The sequence below is a fragment of the Paraburkholderia sediminicola genome (assembly GCF_046030555.1).
In the GTDB taxonomy this organism is placed as follows: domain Bacteria; phylum Pseudomonadota; class Gammaproteobacteria; order Burkholderiales; family Burkholderiaceae; genus Paraburkholderia; species Paraburkholderia sediminicola_E.
Window position 1 is genome coordinate 237,245 of record NZ_JAQQCH010000006.1, and the last position, 16,662, is coordinate 253,906.

The following is a 16,662-nucleotide window of genomic DNA, read 5'->3' on the forward strand; positions in this document are numbered from 1 at the left end:
AGCCGGCGAACTTTACGCTGCCGGCTTCTTCACTACTGATGGCGCCTTGACCGCGAATACGCCTTACTTCTGGCTGCGCTTCGCCTTCACCCGCGCGATCTGCTGCTTCGCCGCGTCATACACATGCTCGGGCGTGAAGCCGAACTTCTTCTTCAGGTCGGAGAGTGGCGCGGACGCGCCGAACGTATGCATCACCACCTGCGCGCCGAGCCGCCCGACATAGCGATCCCAGCCTAGCGTTGCCGCCTGTTCGACCGCCACGCGCGCATCCACGTCGGGTGGCAGCACCGAGTCCTGATAGGCCTCGTCCTGACGCTCGAAGAGATCCCACGACGGCATCGACACCACCCGCGCTGCGATTCCTTCGCTCTTGAGCTTCTCGTAGACGTCGACGCACAGCGACAGTTCGCTGCCCGTGGCGAGCAGAATCACCTCGGGCTTCTGCCCGTCGGGTGCATCGGCGAGCACATACGCGCCCTTCTGCACGCCCTTGGCCGACGCATAGCGCGTGCGATCCAAGGTCGGCAACGCCTGACGCGACACGACGATGCACGAGGGCCGCCGCGGGTCCGACATCGCCACACGCCAGACCTCGGCGACTTCGTTCGCGTCGCCCGGGCGCAGCACGGTCAACCCCGGCACGCCCCTCAGCGAGGCCAGTTGCTCGATCGGCTGATGAGTCGGACCATCTTCGCCGACGCCAATCGAATCGTGCGTGAACACGTAGATGGACGGCACTTCCATGATCGCCGAGAGCCGGATCGGCGGCTTCATGTAGTCGCTGAAAATCAGGAAGGTCGAACCAAACGGCCGCAAGTTCGACAACGCGAGGCCGTTTACGGCGGCGCCCATGCCGTGCTCGCGAATCCCGAAGTGCAAGTTGCAACCGCCATAGTTATCGTGTTCGAAGCTGCCTGCGCCTTCGAATTTCAGATTGGTCTTGGTGGAGGGAGAAAGATCGGCCGCACCGCCGATCATCCAGGGCACGCGTGCGGCAATCGCGTTGAGCACCTTGCCCGACGATTCGCGCGAGGCGACGCCCTTCGGGTCGGCATCGAACGTGGGAATGTCACTGTCCCAGCCCTCAGGCAATTCGTGCGCTTCGATCTGGGCAAACTCACGCGACAGTTCCGGGTATTTCTTGTTGTACGCATCGTACCTGCCCTGCCATTCCTCGCGCGCCGCCTTGCCGCGTGCGCCGATACCCTCTGCGAAGCGCTCATGCACGCCGTCCGGGACATAGAAGAATTTGTCTTCGGGCCAGCCATAGGCTTTCTTGGCGAGCGCCACTTCTTCGACGCCGAGCGGTTCGCCATGCGCGGCGGAGGTGTCCTGCTTATGCGGCGCGCCCCAACCGATGATGCTATGAACCACGATCAGCGTCGGCCGGTCCGTGATGCTTTTCGCTTCGACAAATGCGGCTTCCAGCGCCGCGGCGTCGTTCGCGTCGTTCACATGCAGGGTGTGCCAGTTGTAACCGCGGAAGCGGGTCTCCACGTCGTCGCTATAGGCGAGGTCGGTGTGGCCTTCGATCGTCACGCGGTTGCTGTCGTAGATCCAGGTCAGATTCGACAACTGCAGATGCCCGGCGAGCGACGCTGCTTCGTGCGAGATGCCTTCCATCATGTCGCCGTCACCGCATAACGCATAGACGCGGTAATCGAACAGCGGCGCATCGGGTTTGTTGAAGTGGCTCTCGTACCAGCGTGCCGCCATCGCCATGCCGACGCTATTGCCCAGCCCCTGCCCGAGCGGCCCGGTGGTCGTTTCCACACCGGTGGTCATGCGGTATTCGGGGTGACCCGGCGTCTTGCTGCCGAGCTGACGGAAATGTTCGATATCGTCGAGCGAGAGGGCGGGCGAACCGGTCGGCTTGCCGTCGTCGTCCACGGCTTTGACGTTCGCCAGATGCAGCAGCGAGTACAACAGCATCGACGCATGCCCCACCGAAAGCACGAAGCGGTCGCGATTCGGCCACAACGGCTCGTCCGGATCATAGCGAAGGTGGTTTTGCCACAGATGATAGGCGACGGGTGCCAGTGCCATTGGCGTACCGGGGTGACCGGAATTGGCCTTTTGCACAGCGTCCATCGATAGCGTGCGAATCGTGTTGATGCACAGCTGATCGCGGGCGGGATCGTTTTGCATGAGAACACTCCTTGTTCGGCGGTTGGAGACATCGCCAGGACGCACGGTGTTGGCGTGGTCGGCGATCGGTGTTCGTAGTGAAGCGCGTGGAACGACGCATGAGGAACCGCAGCCAGACTCAACGATGATGCGCCGATGCGCGCAAATCTGCACGGCGCGTTACATCCGGCGCCGTGTTGTACAGATGATCGGAGACGGTTCTTTCAAGCGGCTTGCGGTCTTGCGCAGGCAACGTGGCTACAAAGGCGGGAGCAACAACATCGCATTCATTGCGGTTGCGCCGCGTGCAGCCAGTGTTCGATTAGGGGCCCACGCTTGCCGTCGATCGGATCCATGGCGGGGAACGGCAAGGCCTCCATGGCCGCCTGCTCGGCTGGTGTCAGCGCTTCGCGGCGGATGTCCCATTGCTGGCCGGCCGGATACCCCCCGACCACCTGAAAGTGGCGCGCGAACGATTGCAGGCAATGGCCGGTGCCCGCGGGCAGCAGCAAGGCATCGCCCGCGGATAGGTTCACCACCCTGCCGCCCGGACCGCCGACAATCACCTCGGCCGAACCGTCCGTGACACCGAGCACTTCGTGCGCGGTCGCATGGAAATGGTGGTAATCGAAAATCCCGTCGCGCCATTGCGGAGGCCACTCGTTGCCTTCGAACAGGATCTCGAACGCCGCGGCAAGGTCACCGCTGTCCGGCGCGAGTGCTTCCCGGTAAATGATCACTGGCAACGTGCGGCTGTTCGGCACCCATTCGTGTGGCTCCAGCATGAATGCCTCGTACCCGGTCTGAGCCGCGTCGAATCCGTGCTTCGAATCGTTGTACATGGTCTGCTCCTGTGCTTCACGGTGCTCGCCGGGCACGCCGGGCTCACAAACGTATGACGATATTTCCGTGTCGAGACCGTGCGTGCACTTCGGCGTGTGCGGTTCACGTGCGGTTCAATCACCCGCCGATGCCTGTGTAACGTGCCGCTTCAGTCGACAACCCGCGTTGACCGGGCACGCCACACATCACTTCTTCTCTTGCGACTCGCGTCCGCCTGCGCCCGGTGGCTCTGCGTGCGTACCGGTGCCCAGCGGCACTTCGGCGGTTTGCTTCGGACGCTCGCTTGAACGCTGAGGGTTCGTTTGCGCGTCCACTCCGGTCTGTTCGACCGGCTCGATGCCGAGCGGACTGGGCTCGACATAGTGGGTTCCGCTCGGTTTGCTGCGCGGTTTCGTTTCCGTTGCCTGGTGTGCTGCGTTGCGGCCTTCGGCGGATTCACTGTCCGGCATGATGCTCTCCTTGAAATCGGCTATCCCGTTGGTGCAGCAACAATCGGTCCCTCTCCGCGATAACGGTGGCTCCGCGGCTCAGCAGCCGCGCGTAGGCATGGCCGTTGCGGCACCCATGCTGAAGTCTGGACCATTAGATCTGGACCAATTTTTGTAAAAAGGAGAACGTCATGACGATCACGACCATTCGTGTATCGGATACCGAAGTGCAAGTTGAACGCACTCTGTACGCGTTCTCGCAGAAGACCGACGCCGACGCTTTCGAGCGTTGCCTGGCCGATACGTCGATCGATAGCTGCTATCGCAACCATCCACCGGTGTCGGTGCATCCCACGCCGCCGGATCAGCATCCGGACGATCCGGGCCGCGGCAGCACCATTTCGCCTTCGCTCGGCGGCATGCCTTGAGCCGCGCGCGTTATATCGAAGCTTTGCCGCTCCCCGTGCTGCCGGGCGCACAGCGGCACAGCGGTATTAGATACAGCGCCGGATAGCGCCAGGCCCTCCCTGGCCGGCGTCACTTCTCCGGGGCCGCGCGGTCAGCGGCCACAATCTCCCGGCCGTAATCAATCGCGGCCCGGCGTGCCTCGTCGGCGGTCGCGTAGGGGCCAATCTCGGGTGCGCCGTCGAAGGGAAACAGAATCCTCCTGTCAGCTTTTCTGATGACCTTCAGTCCACCTACGTAACGGCCATCGCCTGTTCCGTGATAGCTGGCGTAAATCTCGAAGTCGTCGTCAGCAACGTCGGCCTTATGTCGCGCCATGTGTATTTTCCTCATCCCTGCATCTTGAGTGCGTCAATTCCGGTGTATTGCGTCGTTGGATGCCGTAATGGCAGCGAGCGCGTGCCGACGTCGAGCAATACCTGTTCCACGCGCCGCGGGGATTGGCGTGGCACGCTGTAAGCGCAAATTAAGACACTGGTCCGGGAATTGCGCGCGCCCTATGCACCGGGAAGACCACCGGTCCAGCCGCGAGGAGCCAGTATGAGTACCGACGAGATCACCGAGCACACGACGGACATCGCCCCCATCAAGCCCTATCGCAACGCTGCAGGCGGCTGGGGGTCGATCAAGGCGGTGGCGTCGATCCTTGTACAGGAACATGTCATGGTGAACGGCAGCCGCATCCTGTCGCATCAGAACAAGGCGGACGGCTTTGCGTGCGTGAGCTGTTCATGGGCCAAACCGGCAGACCCGCACCTGTTCGAGTTTTGCGAAAACGGCGCGAAAGCCACTGCGTGGGAAATCACCAGCAAGCGGATCGGCGCCGACTTCTTTGCCGACCACACCGTGAGCGAGCTTCAATCGTGGAGCGGCCACGAACTGGAATCGCGCGGACGGTTGACCGCGCCGATGCGATGGGACGCTGCTACGGATCGTTACGTACCCACTACGTGGCAACACGCATTCGCGGAAATCGCGAGAGAACTGCAAGCGCTGGATCCGAATGAAGCGGTGTTTTATGCGTCGGGCCGTGCGTCGCTGGAAACGTCGTATATGTATGCCCTGCTTGCCCGCATGTACGGCACCAACAATCTGCCCGACAGCTCGAACATGTGTCACGAAAGCACCTCGGTCGGCTTGCCGAAGACCATCGGCGCACCGGTCGGCACCGTGCAACTCGAAGACTTCGAACACACGGATTGCATGCTGTTCTTCGGCCACAACACCGGCACGAATGCGCCGCGCATGCTGCATCAGTTGCAGGACGCGCGTAAGCGCGGCGTACAGATCATCACCTTCAATCCGATCAGGGAGCGCGGCCTCGTCAGTTTCGCCAATCCGCAATCGCCAGTCGACATGCTGACGCCGGGCGAAACGCGGATCAGCACGCAATACCATCAGGTGAAGATCGGCGGCGATGCGGCCGCGATTGCCGGACTCTGCAAACTGCTGATCGAATGGGACGACGAGGCGCAGCGCGACGGCACGCAACGGGTGCTCGACGCGGCCTTCATCGCCGAACATACGCACGGCTTCGAAGCGTTCGCCGAGTCCATGCGCGCCATAACGTGGGAGGAAATCGAGCACCATTCGCAACTCACACGTGCGGCGCTCGAAGCGGCGGCACGCGTCTATGCGCAAGCCAACGCGGCGATGGTGCTGTACGGCATGGGTATCACCCAGCACCGAAGCGGCGTGCACAACGTGCAGATGTTGTCGAATCTACTGCTACTGCGCGGTAATATCGGCCGGCCCGGCGCCGGCATCTGCCCGATTCGGGGGCATTCGAATGTGCAAGGACAGCGCACGGTCGGCATGACCGAAAAGCCCGAACTCGCGCCACTCGACAAGCTGAAAGAACTCTATGGTTTCGAGCCGCCGCGCGAGAAAGGCATGAGCACCGTCGAAGCTTGCCAGGGCGTGCTCGACGGCAAAGTTAAAGCGTTCATTGGCCTGGGCGGTAATTTTCAGGTGGCGATACCCGATCATCACGTGATGGATCCGGCGTGGCGGCGACTGAGGCTGACGGTACAGATCGCCACCAAGCTCAACCGCAGCCACCTGCTGCACGGCGAGGTGGCGTATTTGCTGCCGTGTCTTGGACGCATCGAAATCGACCGCCAGGCAAGCGGTGAACAGTGGGTCAGTGTCGAAGACAGCACGGCTTGTGTGCACGGCTCCCATGGGTTGGCCGAACCCGCCGGCGACATGTTGCTGTCGGAACCGGCGATCGTCGCCGGTATCGCCACGGCGCTGCTGCCCGGCAACCCGAAGGTGGATTGGGATGCATGGGTCGGCGACTATGCACGCGTGCGCGACGCGATCGAACGCACTTATCCCGAGCAGTTTCGCGATTTCAACCAGCGCTTCAGGCAGCCCGGCGGTTTTCACCGGCCATTGCCGGCATGTGAGCGCAAATGGAAGACGGAAAGCGGCAAGGCCAATTTCATCGTGCCCGATACGCTCGATGAAGACGCGGACATGCCGGCCATCGGGCCCGACGTGCTGCGTCTGATGACGACGCGCGGCGACAGCCAGTTCAACACTACCGTCTATACGCTCGACGACCGTTTTCGCGGCGTGTACGGCACGCGCGAAGTGCTGCTGATGCATCAGGACGACCTGACGCGTCTTGGTTTCACGGAGGGCGACGCAGTGTGCATCTCGACCGTGTCTAACGATGGCGTGGCGCGCGAAGTCGAAGGCATGCGGGTGCATGCCTTCGATATTCCACGAGGTTGCATCATGGGCTACTACCCGGAATGCAACCGGCTGATTCCACTTTCGCATCACGCGAAATCGAGTCTGGTACCCGCGTCGAAGTCGATTCCGGTCCGCTTGCGAAAATCGGCTTAACGCAGCTTCGCAACGTCCTTGTCGCTCACCCGCGTGGCCGCCGGATTGCCGAACTGCGTGGTCACATAGTTGGTGAGCGCGGCAACCTGCGCATCGTTCAACTGCGTGGCGAATGCCGGCATGCCGACATCGTTGCCCGCGGTTTTGCGATGCAAGCCATGCAAGATCACCTGCACGAGGTTGCCCGGATTGGACGCCCCCACCGTCGAGTTGTGCAGCAGCGGCGGATAATACCCATCTGGCGTGCCCTTGCCTTGCGCCTGGTGGCAGGTCGCACAGTTGCCAAGATACAGGCGCGCCGGATCGAGCGTACCGTCGCTCAGTGCAACGCCGCGCAAACGCGTAACGTCAGTCGACGGCTTGCCCCAGGCGTTGCGGGGCTGCGAACTGCTGTCGTTTACCGCCGGCACCGTGCGCACATAGGTGGCGATCGCATCGATATCCGCGCCGGTCATCTTCGAAAAGCTGTGCTCGACGGCTTCGCCCATCGGACCGGCCGCTTGCGCGACGCCCGGCACGCTACCCGTTTGCAGATACTGCACGAGCTGCGCGTGGCTCCAGCCGCCAATGCCGCTATTGGCCGACGACGTGATGTTGTAGCCATCCCAACCCGCCAGCACTGAGCCGCCGAGGAAGCCGCTGCCGGTTTCGTCGAGCGCCTTCTCCTGCATCGCGAAGCCGCGCGGCGTGTGGCAGGTGCTGCAATGCGCGAGGCCTTGCACGAGATACGCACCGCGATTCCACTCGACGCTCTGGCTCGGCTTGTCCCGATAGGGCCCGTTCTTCAGGAACACCCAGTTCCATGCGGTCAGCGGCCAGCGCATGTTGAGCGGCCACGGAATGTCGCTCTCGCGCGCAGCCTGATTCACGGGCGCAACGCCGTAGCGGAAGTAGGCATATAACGCCTTCATGTCATCGTCGCCAAGCTTCGCGTAGGACACGTACGGCATGGCTGGATAGAGGTGATGGCCGTCCTTTGAGACGCCATTGCGCACCGCACGGTCGAAGTCCTCGAGCGACCACGCGCCGATACCCGTTTGCGGGTCCGGCGTGATGTTGCTCGAATAGATCGTGCCGAGCATCGGCACTTTCAGCGGCAAGCCGCCCGCAAACGGCTTGCCCTTGACGGTGCTATGACAGGCCATGCAATCGCCCGCCGTGGCGAGATATTCACCTCGCTTGATCAACGCGGTGTCGTTGCTGCTCACCGCGCCGGCAGAATCGTCGGCCTGCGCCAGGACGGGCAATGCCAATGCACCGGCCAGCAGCCAGAAAAAGGTCTTTTTCAGCACGTTCAAACTTCCTTCTTCAACTGGTCGGCCATGCGAAGTGCAAGCGCGGCAATGGTCAGCGTTACGTTGACGGTGCCCACCGTCGGCATCGTCGCGCTGCTGGAGATGAACAGGTTCGGGTGATCGAAGGTCCGGCAATGCTTGTCGACCACCGAATCGCGCGGGTCGCCGCCCATGATGGTCGCGCCCGTGATGTGGTTGTTTGGGGCGAACTCGTCCTGATACTCGATCTCCGTGCCGCCCAGCACTTTCGCTGCGTTCGCGTAGACCTCTTTCGTATGGACTGCGCCGCGCTTCACGTAGTCGTCGATCGCGTAGGTAATCTCCGGGCGCGGAATGCCGATCGCATCGACTTCCGTCTTGCTCGGCACGATGCGGTTTTGCGGCTGCGGCAGGATTTCGTGGAAGCAGTCGAATTCGACAAAGCGCGCCGAACGGTCGCGAATCTGCGCGTCCAGGTCGGCCGGTTTGATCAGCTTGCCCTGCTTGAAAATCTTCGCCGTTTCCTGATCGATGCGCGACAGGTTCGACAAGTGGATCTTCTTGGCGGCTTCGTTCGCGCGAAACGCACCGTCGCGAAAGCCGATTAGCGAGGTCATTTCCTGCGGACCGCGGCCCGGCCAGAGTTTTTCGTCCGCGTAGAACGTGACGCCCGTGCCCGGGTGATCCATCAGATTGCGGCCCACCATGTCGGAGCTATTGCCCACGCCGTTCGGGAAATCGTGGCTGGTGGACATGAGCATGATCTTCGGCGTTTCGATACCGTTCGCGGCGAGCACGAAATATTTGCCTTCCACGCGATGCTCGTTGCCCTGCGGATCTTTATACAGCGCGGCGGTGATGCGCTTGTTCGCACCGACTTCGAGCTTGTAGACGACCGCGTTATCAATCAGTTTCGCGCCGGCCTGCTCCGCTTTTTCAACGTGCACGATGCCGTTGTACATCGCGCCAATCGGGCAGATCGGCATGCAGTTGTTGTTGCCGCAACAGGTCGGGCGGCCATCATACGGACGGCTGTTCCGCGCGACCGGTTCGGTCACGACGTGATAGCGCGAGTCGAACGCGTTGAGCTTGCCCTTGATGGTTTGCTCGTTATACGACAGCGGCAGCGGTGCCATCGGGTACGGCTGGCTGCGCGGCGAACCGAGTTCTTCGTCCGTCGGGCCCCACACGCCGAGTTCTTCTTCGGCGCGCTGGTAGTACGGCTCCAGTTCTTCGTACCCCATCGGCCAGTCGCGGCCCACGCCATAGGTGGTCTTCATGCGGAAGTCGTTCGGCATGAAGCGCCATGCGGACGCGGCCCAGTGCCACGTCGTCCCGCCCACCGCGCGAATGTACTGCGAGTTGAATTTGTGCTCGCCTTTCAGAATCAGATAGTTGTTCGGCGGCCCGTATTCCGGATGCGGCGCCCATGCGCTCGACGGGTACGGCGCCGAATTGTCGGACTTGTCGAACTGATTGCGAAAACGCTCGACGATCTCCCAACGCGGCATGCGCGGCCCTGCTTCGAGCAGGATCACGGACTTGCCGGCGAGGGCCATTTGATGCGCGACGATCGCGCCCGCGACGCCCGACCCGACGACGACGATATCGGCTTGTTGTGTGTCGGCCATTGCTTAAGTTTGCCTTTCGATGGGTTTGGCGGCCCAGAAACCGGGCTTGTTGGGGCAGTACGAACGGATGATCAGCGTGTCGGACACCACGTCGTACATCAACGCCTGTTCATACGTGATGACCTGGTTGTCCACCGTGCCGAGATACCAGCCTTCCATGATCTTCAGCGCGAGCGCCTGTTGCGCGGCATCGGCGGAACCGGCTGCAAGCGCGCCGGCCAGCTTCGGCAACTGCAGCGCGAGATCGGGCGAGGACTGCTGCAACGCGGCCAGCAAGCGCGTGCCGACGTTGCGATCGAGAGCGGATCGGGCTGTCAACGATTGCGACAACGTCATGAAGGCGTCGATCGGCGCGGCGGCCGAGTCGTCGGCCAATGCCCTGAGCGCGAGCGAACCTGTCAGACCGGCTATCGTCAATGCGAACGCGCCTTGCAGCCAGCGGCGGCGCGTCACGGTGGACGGCTCGTCGCTCGCGGCATGTGCGCCGAAGGAAGTCCCCTTAAGGGACTCGTCGTGAGAGTCTTGTGGAGTCAATTGTTGTTCTTCCCTTGTGAGGCGTTTTATACGTATGGGTATTGCGGGCACTGCGCGTATTGCGGAGAGAGGGGCGACGCCGGCCGTGCCGCTCGTTGTGATGCTTTCATGCGGCCAGCGGTCTTGCCGACGATGCAGCCGGTTGTGCTGAATGCAGCGCCAAAGCCGGGTTAGAACTGATGCATCATCCCGACATACGCGCCGGTTTGCGATTCGCCCGCGAGCGGACTCGTGTTATTGGCGGCATCGCGCGGCGACGCTTCAAGCGAAAAATTCGCGTTGCTGCTGTTGCTGACATAGGCCACCGTGCCGTACAGGAAGGTACGCTTCGACAGGTTATAAGTCGTGCCGAGCGCATACATCATGGCATGGCCGGATGGATCGTGCGAGGCATCGCCGCCACCGTCACCGACCCTGATGTAGTAGCCGCCCCCGGTCACGGCCCAGCGCGGCTGGATGTTGTACGTGGCGCCGAGCCAGTAGTGATCGGCGCTGTCGGCCACACCCACCGGCGAATCCGGCGCCGAGTAATGCGTATAGGCACCCTGAATCTTCACCGCGTCGAAATGCACATTCGCGCCGACGAAATATTCACGCGAGGCCTGGAAGATATTGCTGAAGCGGCCGTTGCTATCGCGCAGTTCATCATAGATGCCGCGCACGTCGAAAAGCGGCGAGTGATACGTCAGCATGATGCCGTCGGAGTGGCCAAACTCACCGGTCGCACCACTGTTGAACGCACCCGGCTGATTGCCGAAGGCGTATTGCGCCTGCACGTCGAAGCCCCCCAACACCGGGCTGTGATACTCGACGTTATTGCTGGTCTGCTGCCAGTTGCGCCCGCGCACGAGCGAAGCCGACGAAAATGCCTGCTGCACGAACGGGTCGAATTCCCACACACCGTCGCTGTCAATGAACAGATTGCGCCCGGCTTGCAGCGTGCCCCACTGGTCGCTCTTCAGGCCGACGAACGCGCGCCGCGACCACAACCGTCCGCCACTGGTCGTGCCGTTCATGATTTGCAGACCGGTTTCCAGGTTGAAGATCGCATTGAGGCCGCCGCCCAGATCTTCATTGCCTTTGAGGCCCAGCATACTGGTGCCCCAATCGCCGCCTTCAGCACTCCAGCGGCTCGAAGTGCCGCCCGCGCCGTTGTTGATGTGATTCAGATACTCCACGCCGCCGTCGAGACGGCCATATAACTCCACACTGGTTTGACCGTATGCCAGGGGACTCGCGACCGCCAGGGCGGTCATTAATTTTGTATGTAGTCTCATTGTTTTGCCGTGAGTTTCTTCTGTCGAAATGGTGGGCAAAGCCACCTGCCGATGAACAAAAACTACTCGCCGTGTCACACTGCGGCTCAACCTGCTGGCGGGCCGCGGACCAGCGGCACGCGCTGCGTCAGCGGGTCTCGCGCAGACAGTTGAACGGTATGGGCATGACCTGTTGCGCATACCGGGTTGTGCCGGCAGGGTTCTGCCAGCATTGCGCCGGGTTGAACCAGCTTGCCAAGGGGATGTTGTAAAACTACACGCTTCGCGCACGCACTATAGGGGATCGACGCTTCATAGCCTATCCGTTTGACGCAATAAACTTTTGCTACCAGCACACTCAGCATTGAAATCAGCAATCGAATCGACGCGTACCAAAAGAGATCCCTGCCGGGGAGATCGAAAGGTACTCACGATAAGATAGTCGGTCATTCGGCCTCAGCCAAATCGAAACGCATTATTTGTTATCTGACCATTCATCATTTGCCACTTGCCATGAACGCGCCCGAACTCACCGAAGACGAAAACCTTGGGCTTTACCAACGCGCGACCGAAACCGGCGCGGAATGGTGGCGCGTCAGCGTGGCGGACCGGCCGGAAAACTACCGCCTCGAGCATGGGGTGGATGAAGGCAACGGCACCGGTTCGGTCGATATCGATCTGGTGGTCGACGCCGAAAACCTGCGCGCGAAGTTGAAGAAGTGGCGCCGCGAAGGCTTTGCGATCGATACACCCGATGCCGCCGACGAAGCGGGTGCGGCAGAACGGGTGGCCTTCATGCCGGAGTTGCAGCGCGTCGCGGCGCGGGCCTCGGCGGCGAGGCGCCGCCTGCCGGTAGAGGGCGCGGGCGAAACCGTGCGCATCGGCCATGTCGACGTACCGTGCGGCGTGGACAATCCGCTCGTGCCACGCCTCAATCCGGCCTACCTGTTCTCCGAGCGCTTTAACGACATTGTCGAAGATATCGTGGAGAACCGGCGCGTCATGCTGATCGGGCACACCGGCGCCGGCAAGACCAGTTTGATCGAACAGGTCGCCGCGCGCTCGCATCACGGCGTGTTGCGCTCGAACATGAATGGGCAAACCACAGTCGGCGATTTCGTCGGTTTCTGGACGGTCAAGGGCGGCGAAACGATCTGGGTGGACGGCGTGCTGCCCACCGCGATGCGCGAAGGCTTGTGGCTGATCGTCGACGAAATCGATTTCGCCGAACCGTCCATTCTCGCCGCCCTCACCGCCGTGCTCGAACCGCACGGCCGCCTCGTGCTGAAAGAGAAAGGCAATGAGATCGTCGCGCCGCATCCGGCGTTTCGGCTCTTTGCCGCGGCCAATGCGGTCGGCGCGATGAGCCAGTTCCGCCATCTGTATCAGGGCGCGAATCTGATGAACGAAGCGTTTCTCGATCGCTGGCGCGTCTACATGCTGGATTATCTGACGCCCGCCGAAGAAACCGACGTGCTGATGCGCACGCTCGCCCCGCATATGACACGTGCGCTCGCGACCACCCTCGCCGCGATTGCCGCCGACTGCCGCGCGGCGTTCGCCCGCGAAGACCTGTCGAGCGCGTTCTCCACGCGGCGTCTCCTCGACTGGGCCGAACTGATGCTGCGCACCGGCGACCCCGAACGCGCCGCCGGTCCTGCGATTTACGCCAAGGTCAGTCCCGAAGATGCCGCGCTGATTCGCGGCATTGTTCGCCATCACATCGCGCCGGCCGCCTGAAGCGGCCAATGATCATATCGAGCACATCGAGTCCAACCCGCACCATGAGCGCCATGCACGCAACGCGCGACACGCAAGGCTTCGCGTTCGAATCCACGCTCAGCAAGGTAGCGCGTGTGCTGACCGGGCAATACGGCGTGACAGTCGCGTTCAGTCCGGATGGTCCGCGGGTCGAACCGGGCCGCATCGTCATTCCCGACTATGAACTGAGCGGCGGCGTCGAGCGTGACGTGCTGATCGGTTATCTGGATCTGCTGGTGGCGCGCGCCAAGCATTCGTCGCTCGCGCAGATGGACGCGCTGCCTGCCGGCGTTGCGGCGAATCTCGCGCAGGTCATCGAGGACCGCCGCGTCTGTGCGCAACTGCTCGACGAGTATCCGGGCGCGCGCTGGTTTATCGGCAAGCTGCGTGTGCATGCCGCCGAACAGGCGCGGCAGCGTTGGCCGAAGCTGCATTGGCGCGAGCGGCTGGTCTGGCTGGTAGAGCGCGCACTGTGGGACGAACAGCCGACACGAACCGAAGCGATTCATTCACTGCTGGCCGCACTGCACGCCTCGCAGGATCTGCTCGACGAGGCGCGCGGAAGCCGCTCGAGCGCGCATAGCATCGCGGCAGCACAGGCGTTGGTGGCACGCGTGCGGGCTTTGTCGGCGGGCGATGTCAACAGTATGGTGTTCACCGCCGATCCGGTTGAAGACATCGATACGGAAACCGCCGCTTTTTCATCGGCGCCGCTCAATGATGAAGACACGGCCCTGCCCGACCAGGACAACGCGGCTTCGCCGCCGTCGGATAAAAGTGGCGGCGCCCAGGCGGAGAATGCGGTGGGCATGGGGCAATCGGTGGCCGATGCGCAGCAGTCGTCGGCACGTTCCGAAGGCGAAACCGGTGCGGCGTCAGAAAGCGTCCGCGCGCGGCTATCGATTCCGCTCGCCACCGAATTCGACGAAATCACCGACGTCACCGGCCAGGGCGATAGCGCGACGTGGCGCGAGCTTCGCGCGCAGGCACGGGCGGATACCGCGCCGCTCAAGGAAAAGCTCGAACGCGCGCTGAGCGCCGACGAACGCACCCGTTGGCGCCGCGAACAGGAACGCGGGGAGATCGACCGCACCGCACTGGCGAAGCTCGCCACCTCGCCCGGCTACCGCACGCCGTTTCGCACGCAGCGGGCAGCCAAAGGACGCGACGTCGCCGTGACCTTGCTGATCGACCGCAGCGGTTCCATGGCCGGGCGCAAGATCGAACTCGCGCGTCTGTGCGCCACGGCATTGTGCGATGCGCTGACGCAGTTGTCGTTCGACTGCGAGGTACTTGGCTATTGCTCGCTCGAGTTCGTGCCCATGAAGCAACTCTATGAACGGCAACTGGCGGCCGGCGCGGATGTGCGGCGCTATAACCGCTTTGTCGAGCGGCTCGATCTGAAGGTCTACAAACGCTTTGGCGCCACGGATCTGAGCGGGATCGCCAGAATCGATTGTGGCCACGAGAACCCGGACGGCGAGGCGCTGGCCTGGGCCGCGACGCGGCTCGCCGATCATCAGGCCGAGCGGCGCATCCTGATCGTGTTTTCAGACGGCTATCCGTCAACCGGCGACGGCGATCCGCAAGTGTTGCGCCACGATCTGCGTGAACGCGTCGCGGCGATCCAGAAACGCGGCATCGAACTGGTGGGGATCGGCGTGCTGACCGATGCGGTCGAGGACTTCTATCCGCACAACGTGGTGGTGAGCCGCCTTGCCGAATTGCCCTCGACGGTGTTCTCGGTGTTGAGTTCGATGCTGCTCACGCGCTAGCGCATCAAAACGCATTCAACGGAATCTTCAGATAGCGCACGCCGTTCGCTTCCGGCTCAGGCGGCATGCCCGCGCGGATATTGAGTTGGATCGCCGGCAGAATCAGCGTCGGCATGCCGAGCGTGCGATCACGCGCGGTGCGCATGGCGACAAAAGTCTCCTGCGTCACGCCGTCGTGCAGATGAATATTGCTGTGGCGCTGCTCCGCAACGGTGGTCTGCCAGTTCGGCTCGCGTGACGGCGGCGGGTAGTCGTGGCACATGCACAGCCGTGTCTCCGGCGGTAACGCGAGCAGTGTGTGAACCGAGGCATATAAGGTATGCGCATCGCCGCCCGGAAAATCGCAGCGCGCCGAGCCAACGTCCGGCATGAAGAGCGTATCGCCGACAAACACGGCGTCGCCAATCCAATAGGCCATATCCGCCGGCGTATGGCCGGGCACGTGCAGCGCTTCCCCGCTCAGTTCGCCAATGCTGAAACGCTCGCCGGACGCGAACAGATGATCGAACTGGCGGCCGTCGGCATGCATGTCTTCGCCAAGATTGAAGATGCGCTTGAATGCGGCCTGGACGATACGGATGCTTTCGCCAATCGCAATCTTGCCGCCCAACGCCTCTTTCAGATAAGGCGCCGCCGAAACGTGATCGGCATGGGCATGCGTCTCCAGCAACCATTCGACGCGCAATCCATGTTGCCTGACGAAAGCGACAACGCGTTCGGCTGAATCGGTCGACGTGTGCCCGGATTTCGGATCGTAGTCGAGCACCGGATCGATCACGGCGCACGCCGAGCCTTCGGACGCATACACCACATAGGTAAACGTGCCGGTCGCCGGATCGTAAAAAGCTTCTATTTGAGGCGTCATGGCGCGTTACACCAATTTGGGCTTGAATGAATACTGCTCGATCCCGCCGCCCCGCGCGACCACGGCCGTGCTCTCCGGAATCTCTTCCCACCAGCCGGGCAAATCCGCCAGCGGCTCCGACAACACGAGAAACGCGTCCTCGCCAGCCGCCGTGATGCGCGAGTCGTCCGGATACAGTTCGTGCAGATGCCGGAACGAGGTGCTGTGGAAGAGCGAGCGCGATTGCCCTTCGCTCGAATAGCGAACCGCGATGACCTGCTCGCCGTCGGTTGCGCAGACCGTCATGTTCAGCGCTTCGTCGATACCGTGTTTGCGGCCGACATCCTCGACAAAACCCACCATCCGCTCGATCGCGGTCACCGGCGCCAGTTCGAGACCGAAGGTGAGCGCCAGGAAAAACAGCACTTCGGAATCCGTCGAGCCTTCGACCGATGGAAACAACTCCGGATCGATCGCCAGCATCAGATCGCGCCGTACCGCTGGATAGTTGCGCACCAGCCCGTTATGCATAAACAGCCAGCGGCCATAGCGGAACGGATGACAGTTGGTTTCCTGCGACGGTGTGTCGGTGGCCGCGCGCACATGCGCGACGAACAGCGGCGCGCGAATGGCCCGCGCGGCCTCGCGCAGGTTGCGGTCGCTCCAGGCGGGCTGGATGCTGCGGTAGCGAAACGGGATGTCGGTGGGATGGCCGTACCAGCCGATGCCGAAGCCGTCGCCGTTCGTGGTGGTCTGGCCGAGCTGCGAATGCAGGCTCTGGTCAATCAACGAGTGTTTGGCGTTGAACAGCACCGTTTCGAGTTGAAGCGGGTTGCCGGTATAAGCGAGCCAGCGGCACATGCGTTTT

14 protein-coding genes are annotated in these 16,662 nt (G+C 62.4%); 4 read left to right on the forward strand and 10 right to left on the reverse strand.

Features of this window, described 5'->3' with window-relative positions; translation table 11 throughout:
- Positions 1 to 63: 63 nt before the first annotated feature.
- The 3 genes from tkt to PQQ52_RS11960 all read right to left on the reverse strand — a co-directional run bounded on the left by tkt (position 64) and on the right by PQQ52_RS11960 (position 3,419).
- Positions 64 to 2,148 (reverse strand): transketolase, encoded by a 2,085-nt coding sequence (gene tkt / locus PQQ52_RS11950; RefSeq protein ID WP_408210841.1) that lies wholly within the window; start codon positions 2,146 to 2,148, stop codon positions 64 to 66.
- Between the two features lie 266 nt (positions 2,149 to 2,414).
- A complete protein-coding gene (locus PQQ52_RS11955; protein WP_408210844.1) occupies positions 2,415 to 2,969 on the reverse strand; it encodes a cupin domain-containing protein in 555 nt (184 codons plus the stop codon).
- Between the two features lie 186 nt (positions 2,970 to 3,155).
- Positions 3,156 to 3,419, reverse strand: a complete 264-nt coding sequence (locus PQQ52_RS11960) for a hypothetical protein (RefSeq protein ID WP_408210847.1) — start codon at positions 3,417 to 3,419, stop codon at positions 3,156 to 3,158.
- A gap of 170 nt (positions 3,420 to 3,589) precedes the next feature.
- Here PQQ52_RS11960 and PQQ52_RS11965 point away from each other — a divergent pair, with 170 nt between their 5' ends.
- Positions 3,590 to 3,826: a hypothetical protein gene (locus PQQ52_RS11965; RefSeq protein ID WP_408210850.1), complete on the forward strand. Its 237-nt coding sequence runs from the start codon at positions 3,590 to 3,592 to the stop codon at positions 3,824 to 3,826.
- A gap of 109 nt (positions 3,827 to 3,935) precedes the next feature.
- On the opposite strand, the gene PQQ52_RS11970 is transcribed toward PQQ52_RS11965, so the two are convergent.
- Positions 3,936 to 4,181, reverse strand: coding sequence for a DUF6723 family protein (locus PQQ52_RS11970; RefSeq protein ID WP_408210853.1), 246 nt, complete (start codon positions 4,179 to 4,181; stop codon positions 3,936 to 3,938).
- A 222-nt stretch (positions 4,182 to 4,403) separates the two neighbouring features.
- Here PQQ52_RS11970 and PQQ52_RS11975 point away from each other — a divergent pair, with 222 nt between their 5' ends.
- Positions 4,404 to 6,719: an FdhF/YdeP family oxidoreductase gene (locus PQQ52_RS11975; RefSeq protein ID WP_408210856.1), complete on the forward strand. Its 2,316-nt coding sequence runs from the start codon at positions 4,404 to 4,406 to the stop codon at positions 6,717 to 6,719.
- Here PQQ52_RS11975 and PQQ52_RS11980 read toward each other — a convergent pair.
- The 4 genes from PQQ52_RS11980 to PQQ52_RS11995 all read right to left on the reverse strand — a co-directional run bounded on the left by PQQ52_RS11980 (position 6,716) and on the right by PQQ52_RS11995 (position 11,435).
- On the reverse strand, positions 6,716 to 8,011 hold the full coding sequence (locus PQQ52_RS11980; protein ID WP_408210859.1) for a cytochrome c: 1,296 nt from the start codon (positions 8,009 to 8,011) through the stop codon (positions 6,716 to 6,718). The two genes, PQQ52_RS11975 and PQQ52_RS11980, sit on opposite strands and share 4 nt — an antisense overlap.
- A 2-nt stretch (positions 8,012 to 8,013) precedes the next feature.
- Positions 8,014 to 9,624 carry a GMC family oxidoreductase gene (locus tag PQQ52_RS11985; protein ID WP_408210862.1) on the reverse strand — a complete coding sequence of 537 codons (1,611 nt, stop codon included), beginning with the start codon at positions 9,622 to 9,624 and terminating at the stop codon, positions 8,014 to 8,016.
- A gap of 3 nt (positions 9,625 to 9,627) precedes the next feature.
- Positions 9,628 to 10,077: a sugar dehydrogenase complex small subunit gene (locus PQQ52_RS11990; RefSeq protein WP_408211045.1), complete on the reverse strand. Its 450-nt coding sequence runs from the start codon at positions 10,075 to 10,077 to the stop codon at positions 9,628 to 9,630.
- A gap of 251 nt (positions 10,078 to 10,328) precedes the next feature.
- A complete protein-coding gene (locus PQQ52_RS11995) occupies positions 10,329 to 11,435 on the reverse strand; it encodes a porin (protein WP_494478223.1) in 1,107 nt (368 codons plus the stop codon).
- A 492-nt stretch (positions 11,436 to 11,927) separates the two neighbouring features.
- On the opposite strand from PQQ52_RS11995, the gene PQQ52_RS12000 reads away from it, so the two are divergent.
- Together PQQ52_RS12000 and PQQ52_RS12005 are read left to right on the forward strand one after the other, a co-directional pair.
- Positions 11,928 to 13,154, forward strand: coding sequence for an AAA family ATPase (locus tag PQQ52_RS12000; protein ID WP_408210867.1), 1,227 nt, complete (start codon positions 11,928 to 11,930; stop codon positions 13,152 to 13,154).
- 53 nt (positions 13,155 to 13,207) lie between these two features.
- Positions 13,208 to 14,950 carry a cobaltochelatase CobT-related protein gene (locus PQQ52_RS12005; protein WP_408211047.1) on the forward strand — a complete coding sequence of 581 codons (1,743 nt, stop codon included), beginning with the start codon at positions 13,208 to 13,210 and terminating at the stop codon, positions 14,948 to 14,950.
- A 4-nt stretch (positions 14,951 to 14,954) separates the two neighbouring features.
- Here the strand turns inward: PQQ52_RS12005 and PQQ52_RS12010 are convergent, their stop codons facing one another.
- Positions 14,955 to 15,815: an MBL fold metallo-hydrolase gene (locus PQQ52_RS12010; protein WP_408210870.1), complete on the reverse strand. Its 861-nt coding sequence runs from the start codon at positions 15,813 to 15,815 to the stop codon at positions 14,955 to 14,957.
- A gap of 6 nt (positions 15,816 to 15,821) precedes the next feature.
- Positions 15,822 to 16,655 (reverse strand): class II glutamine amidotransferase, encoded by an 834-nt coding sequence (locus tag PQQ52_RS12015; protein ID WP_408210872.1) that lies wholly within the window; start codon positions 16,653 to 16,655, stop codon positions 15,822 to 15,824.
- Positions 16,656 to 16,662: the final 7 nt, after the last annotated feature.

Excerpts from the sequence above, each read along its gene's own strand:
- tkt (WP_408210841.1), bottom strand. The coding sequence starts at position 2,148 with ATGCAAAACGATCCCGCCCGCGATCAGCTGTGCATCAACACGATTCGC.
- PQQ52_RS11995 (WP_494478223.1), bottom strand. The coding sequence starts at position 11,435 with ATGAGACTACATACAAAATTAATGACCGCCCTGGCGGTCGCGAGTCCC.
- PQQ52_RS12000 (WP_408210867.1), top strand. The coding sequence starts at position 11,928 with ATGAACGCGCCCGAACTCACCGAAGACGAAAACCTTGGGCTTTACCAA.
- PQQ52_RS12010 (WP_408210870.1), bottom strand. The coding sequence starts at position 15,815 with ATGACGCCTCAAATAGAAGCTTTTTACGATCCGGCGACCGGCACGTTT.
- PQQ52_RS12015 (WP_408210872.1), bottom strand. The coding sequence starts at position 16,655 with ATGTGCCGCTGGCTCGCTTATACCGGCAACCCGCTTCAACTCGAAACG.
- PQQ52_RS11965 (WP_408210850.1), top strand. The coding sequence starts at position 3,590 with ATGACGATCACGACCATTCGTGTATCGGATACCGAAGTGCAAGTTGAA.
- PQQ52_RS11960 (WP_408210847.1), bottom strand. The coding sequence starts at position 3,419 with ATGCCGGACAGTGAATCCGCCGAAGGCCGCAACGCAGCACACCAGGCA.
- PQQ52_RS11975 (WP_408210856.1), top strand. The coding sequence starts at position 4,404 with ATGAGTACCGACGAGATCACCGAGCACACGACGGACATCGCCCCCATC.
- PQQ52_RS11970 (WP_408210853.1), bottom strand. The coding sequence starts at position 4,181 with ATGGCGCGACATAAGGCCGACGTTGCTGACGACGACTTCGAGATTTAC.
- PQQ52_RS12005 (WP_408211047.1), top strand. The coding sequence starts at position 13,208 with ATGCACGCAACGCGCGACACGCAAGGCTTCGCGTTCGAATCCACGCTC.
- PQQ52_RS11985 (WP_408210862.1), bottom strand. The coding sequence starts at position 9,624 with ATGGCCGACACACAACAAGCCGATATCGTCGTCGTCGGGTCGGGCGTC.
- PQQ52_RS11955 (WP_408210844.1), bottom strand. The coding sequence starts at position 2,969 with ATGTACAACGATTCGAAGCACGGATTCGACGCGGCTCAGACCGGGTAC.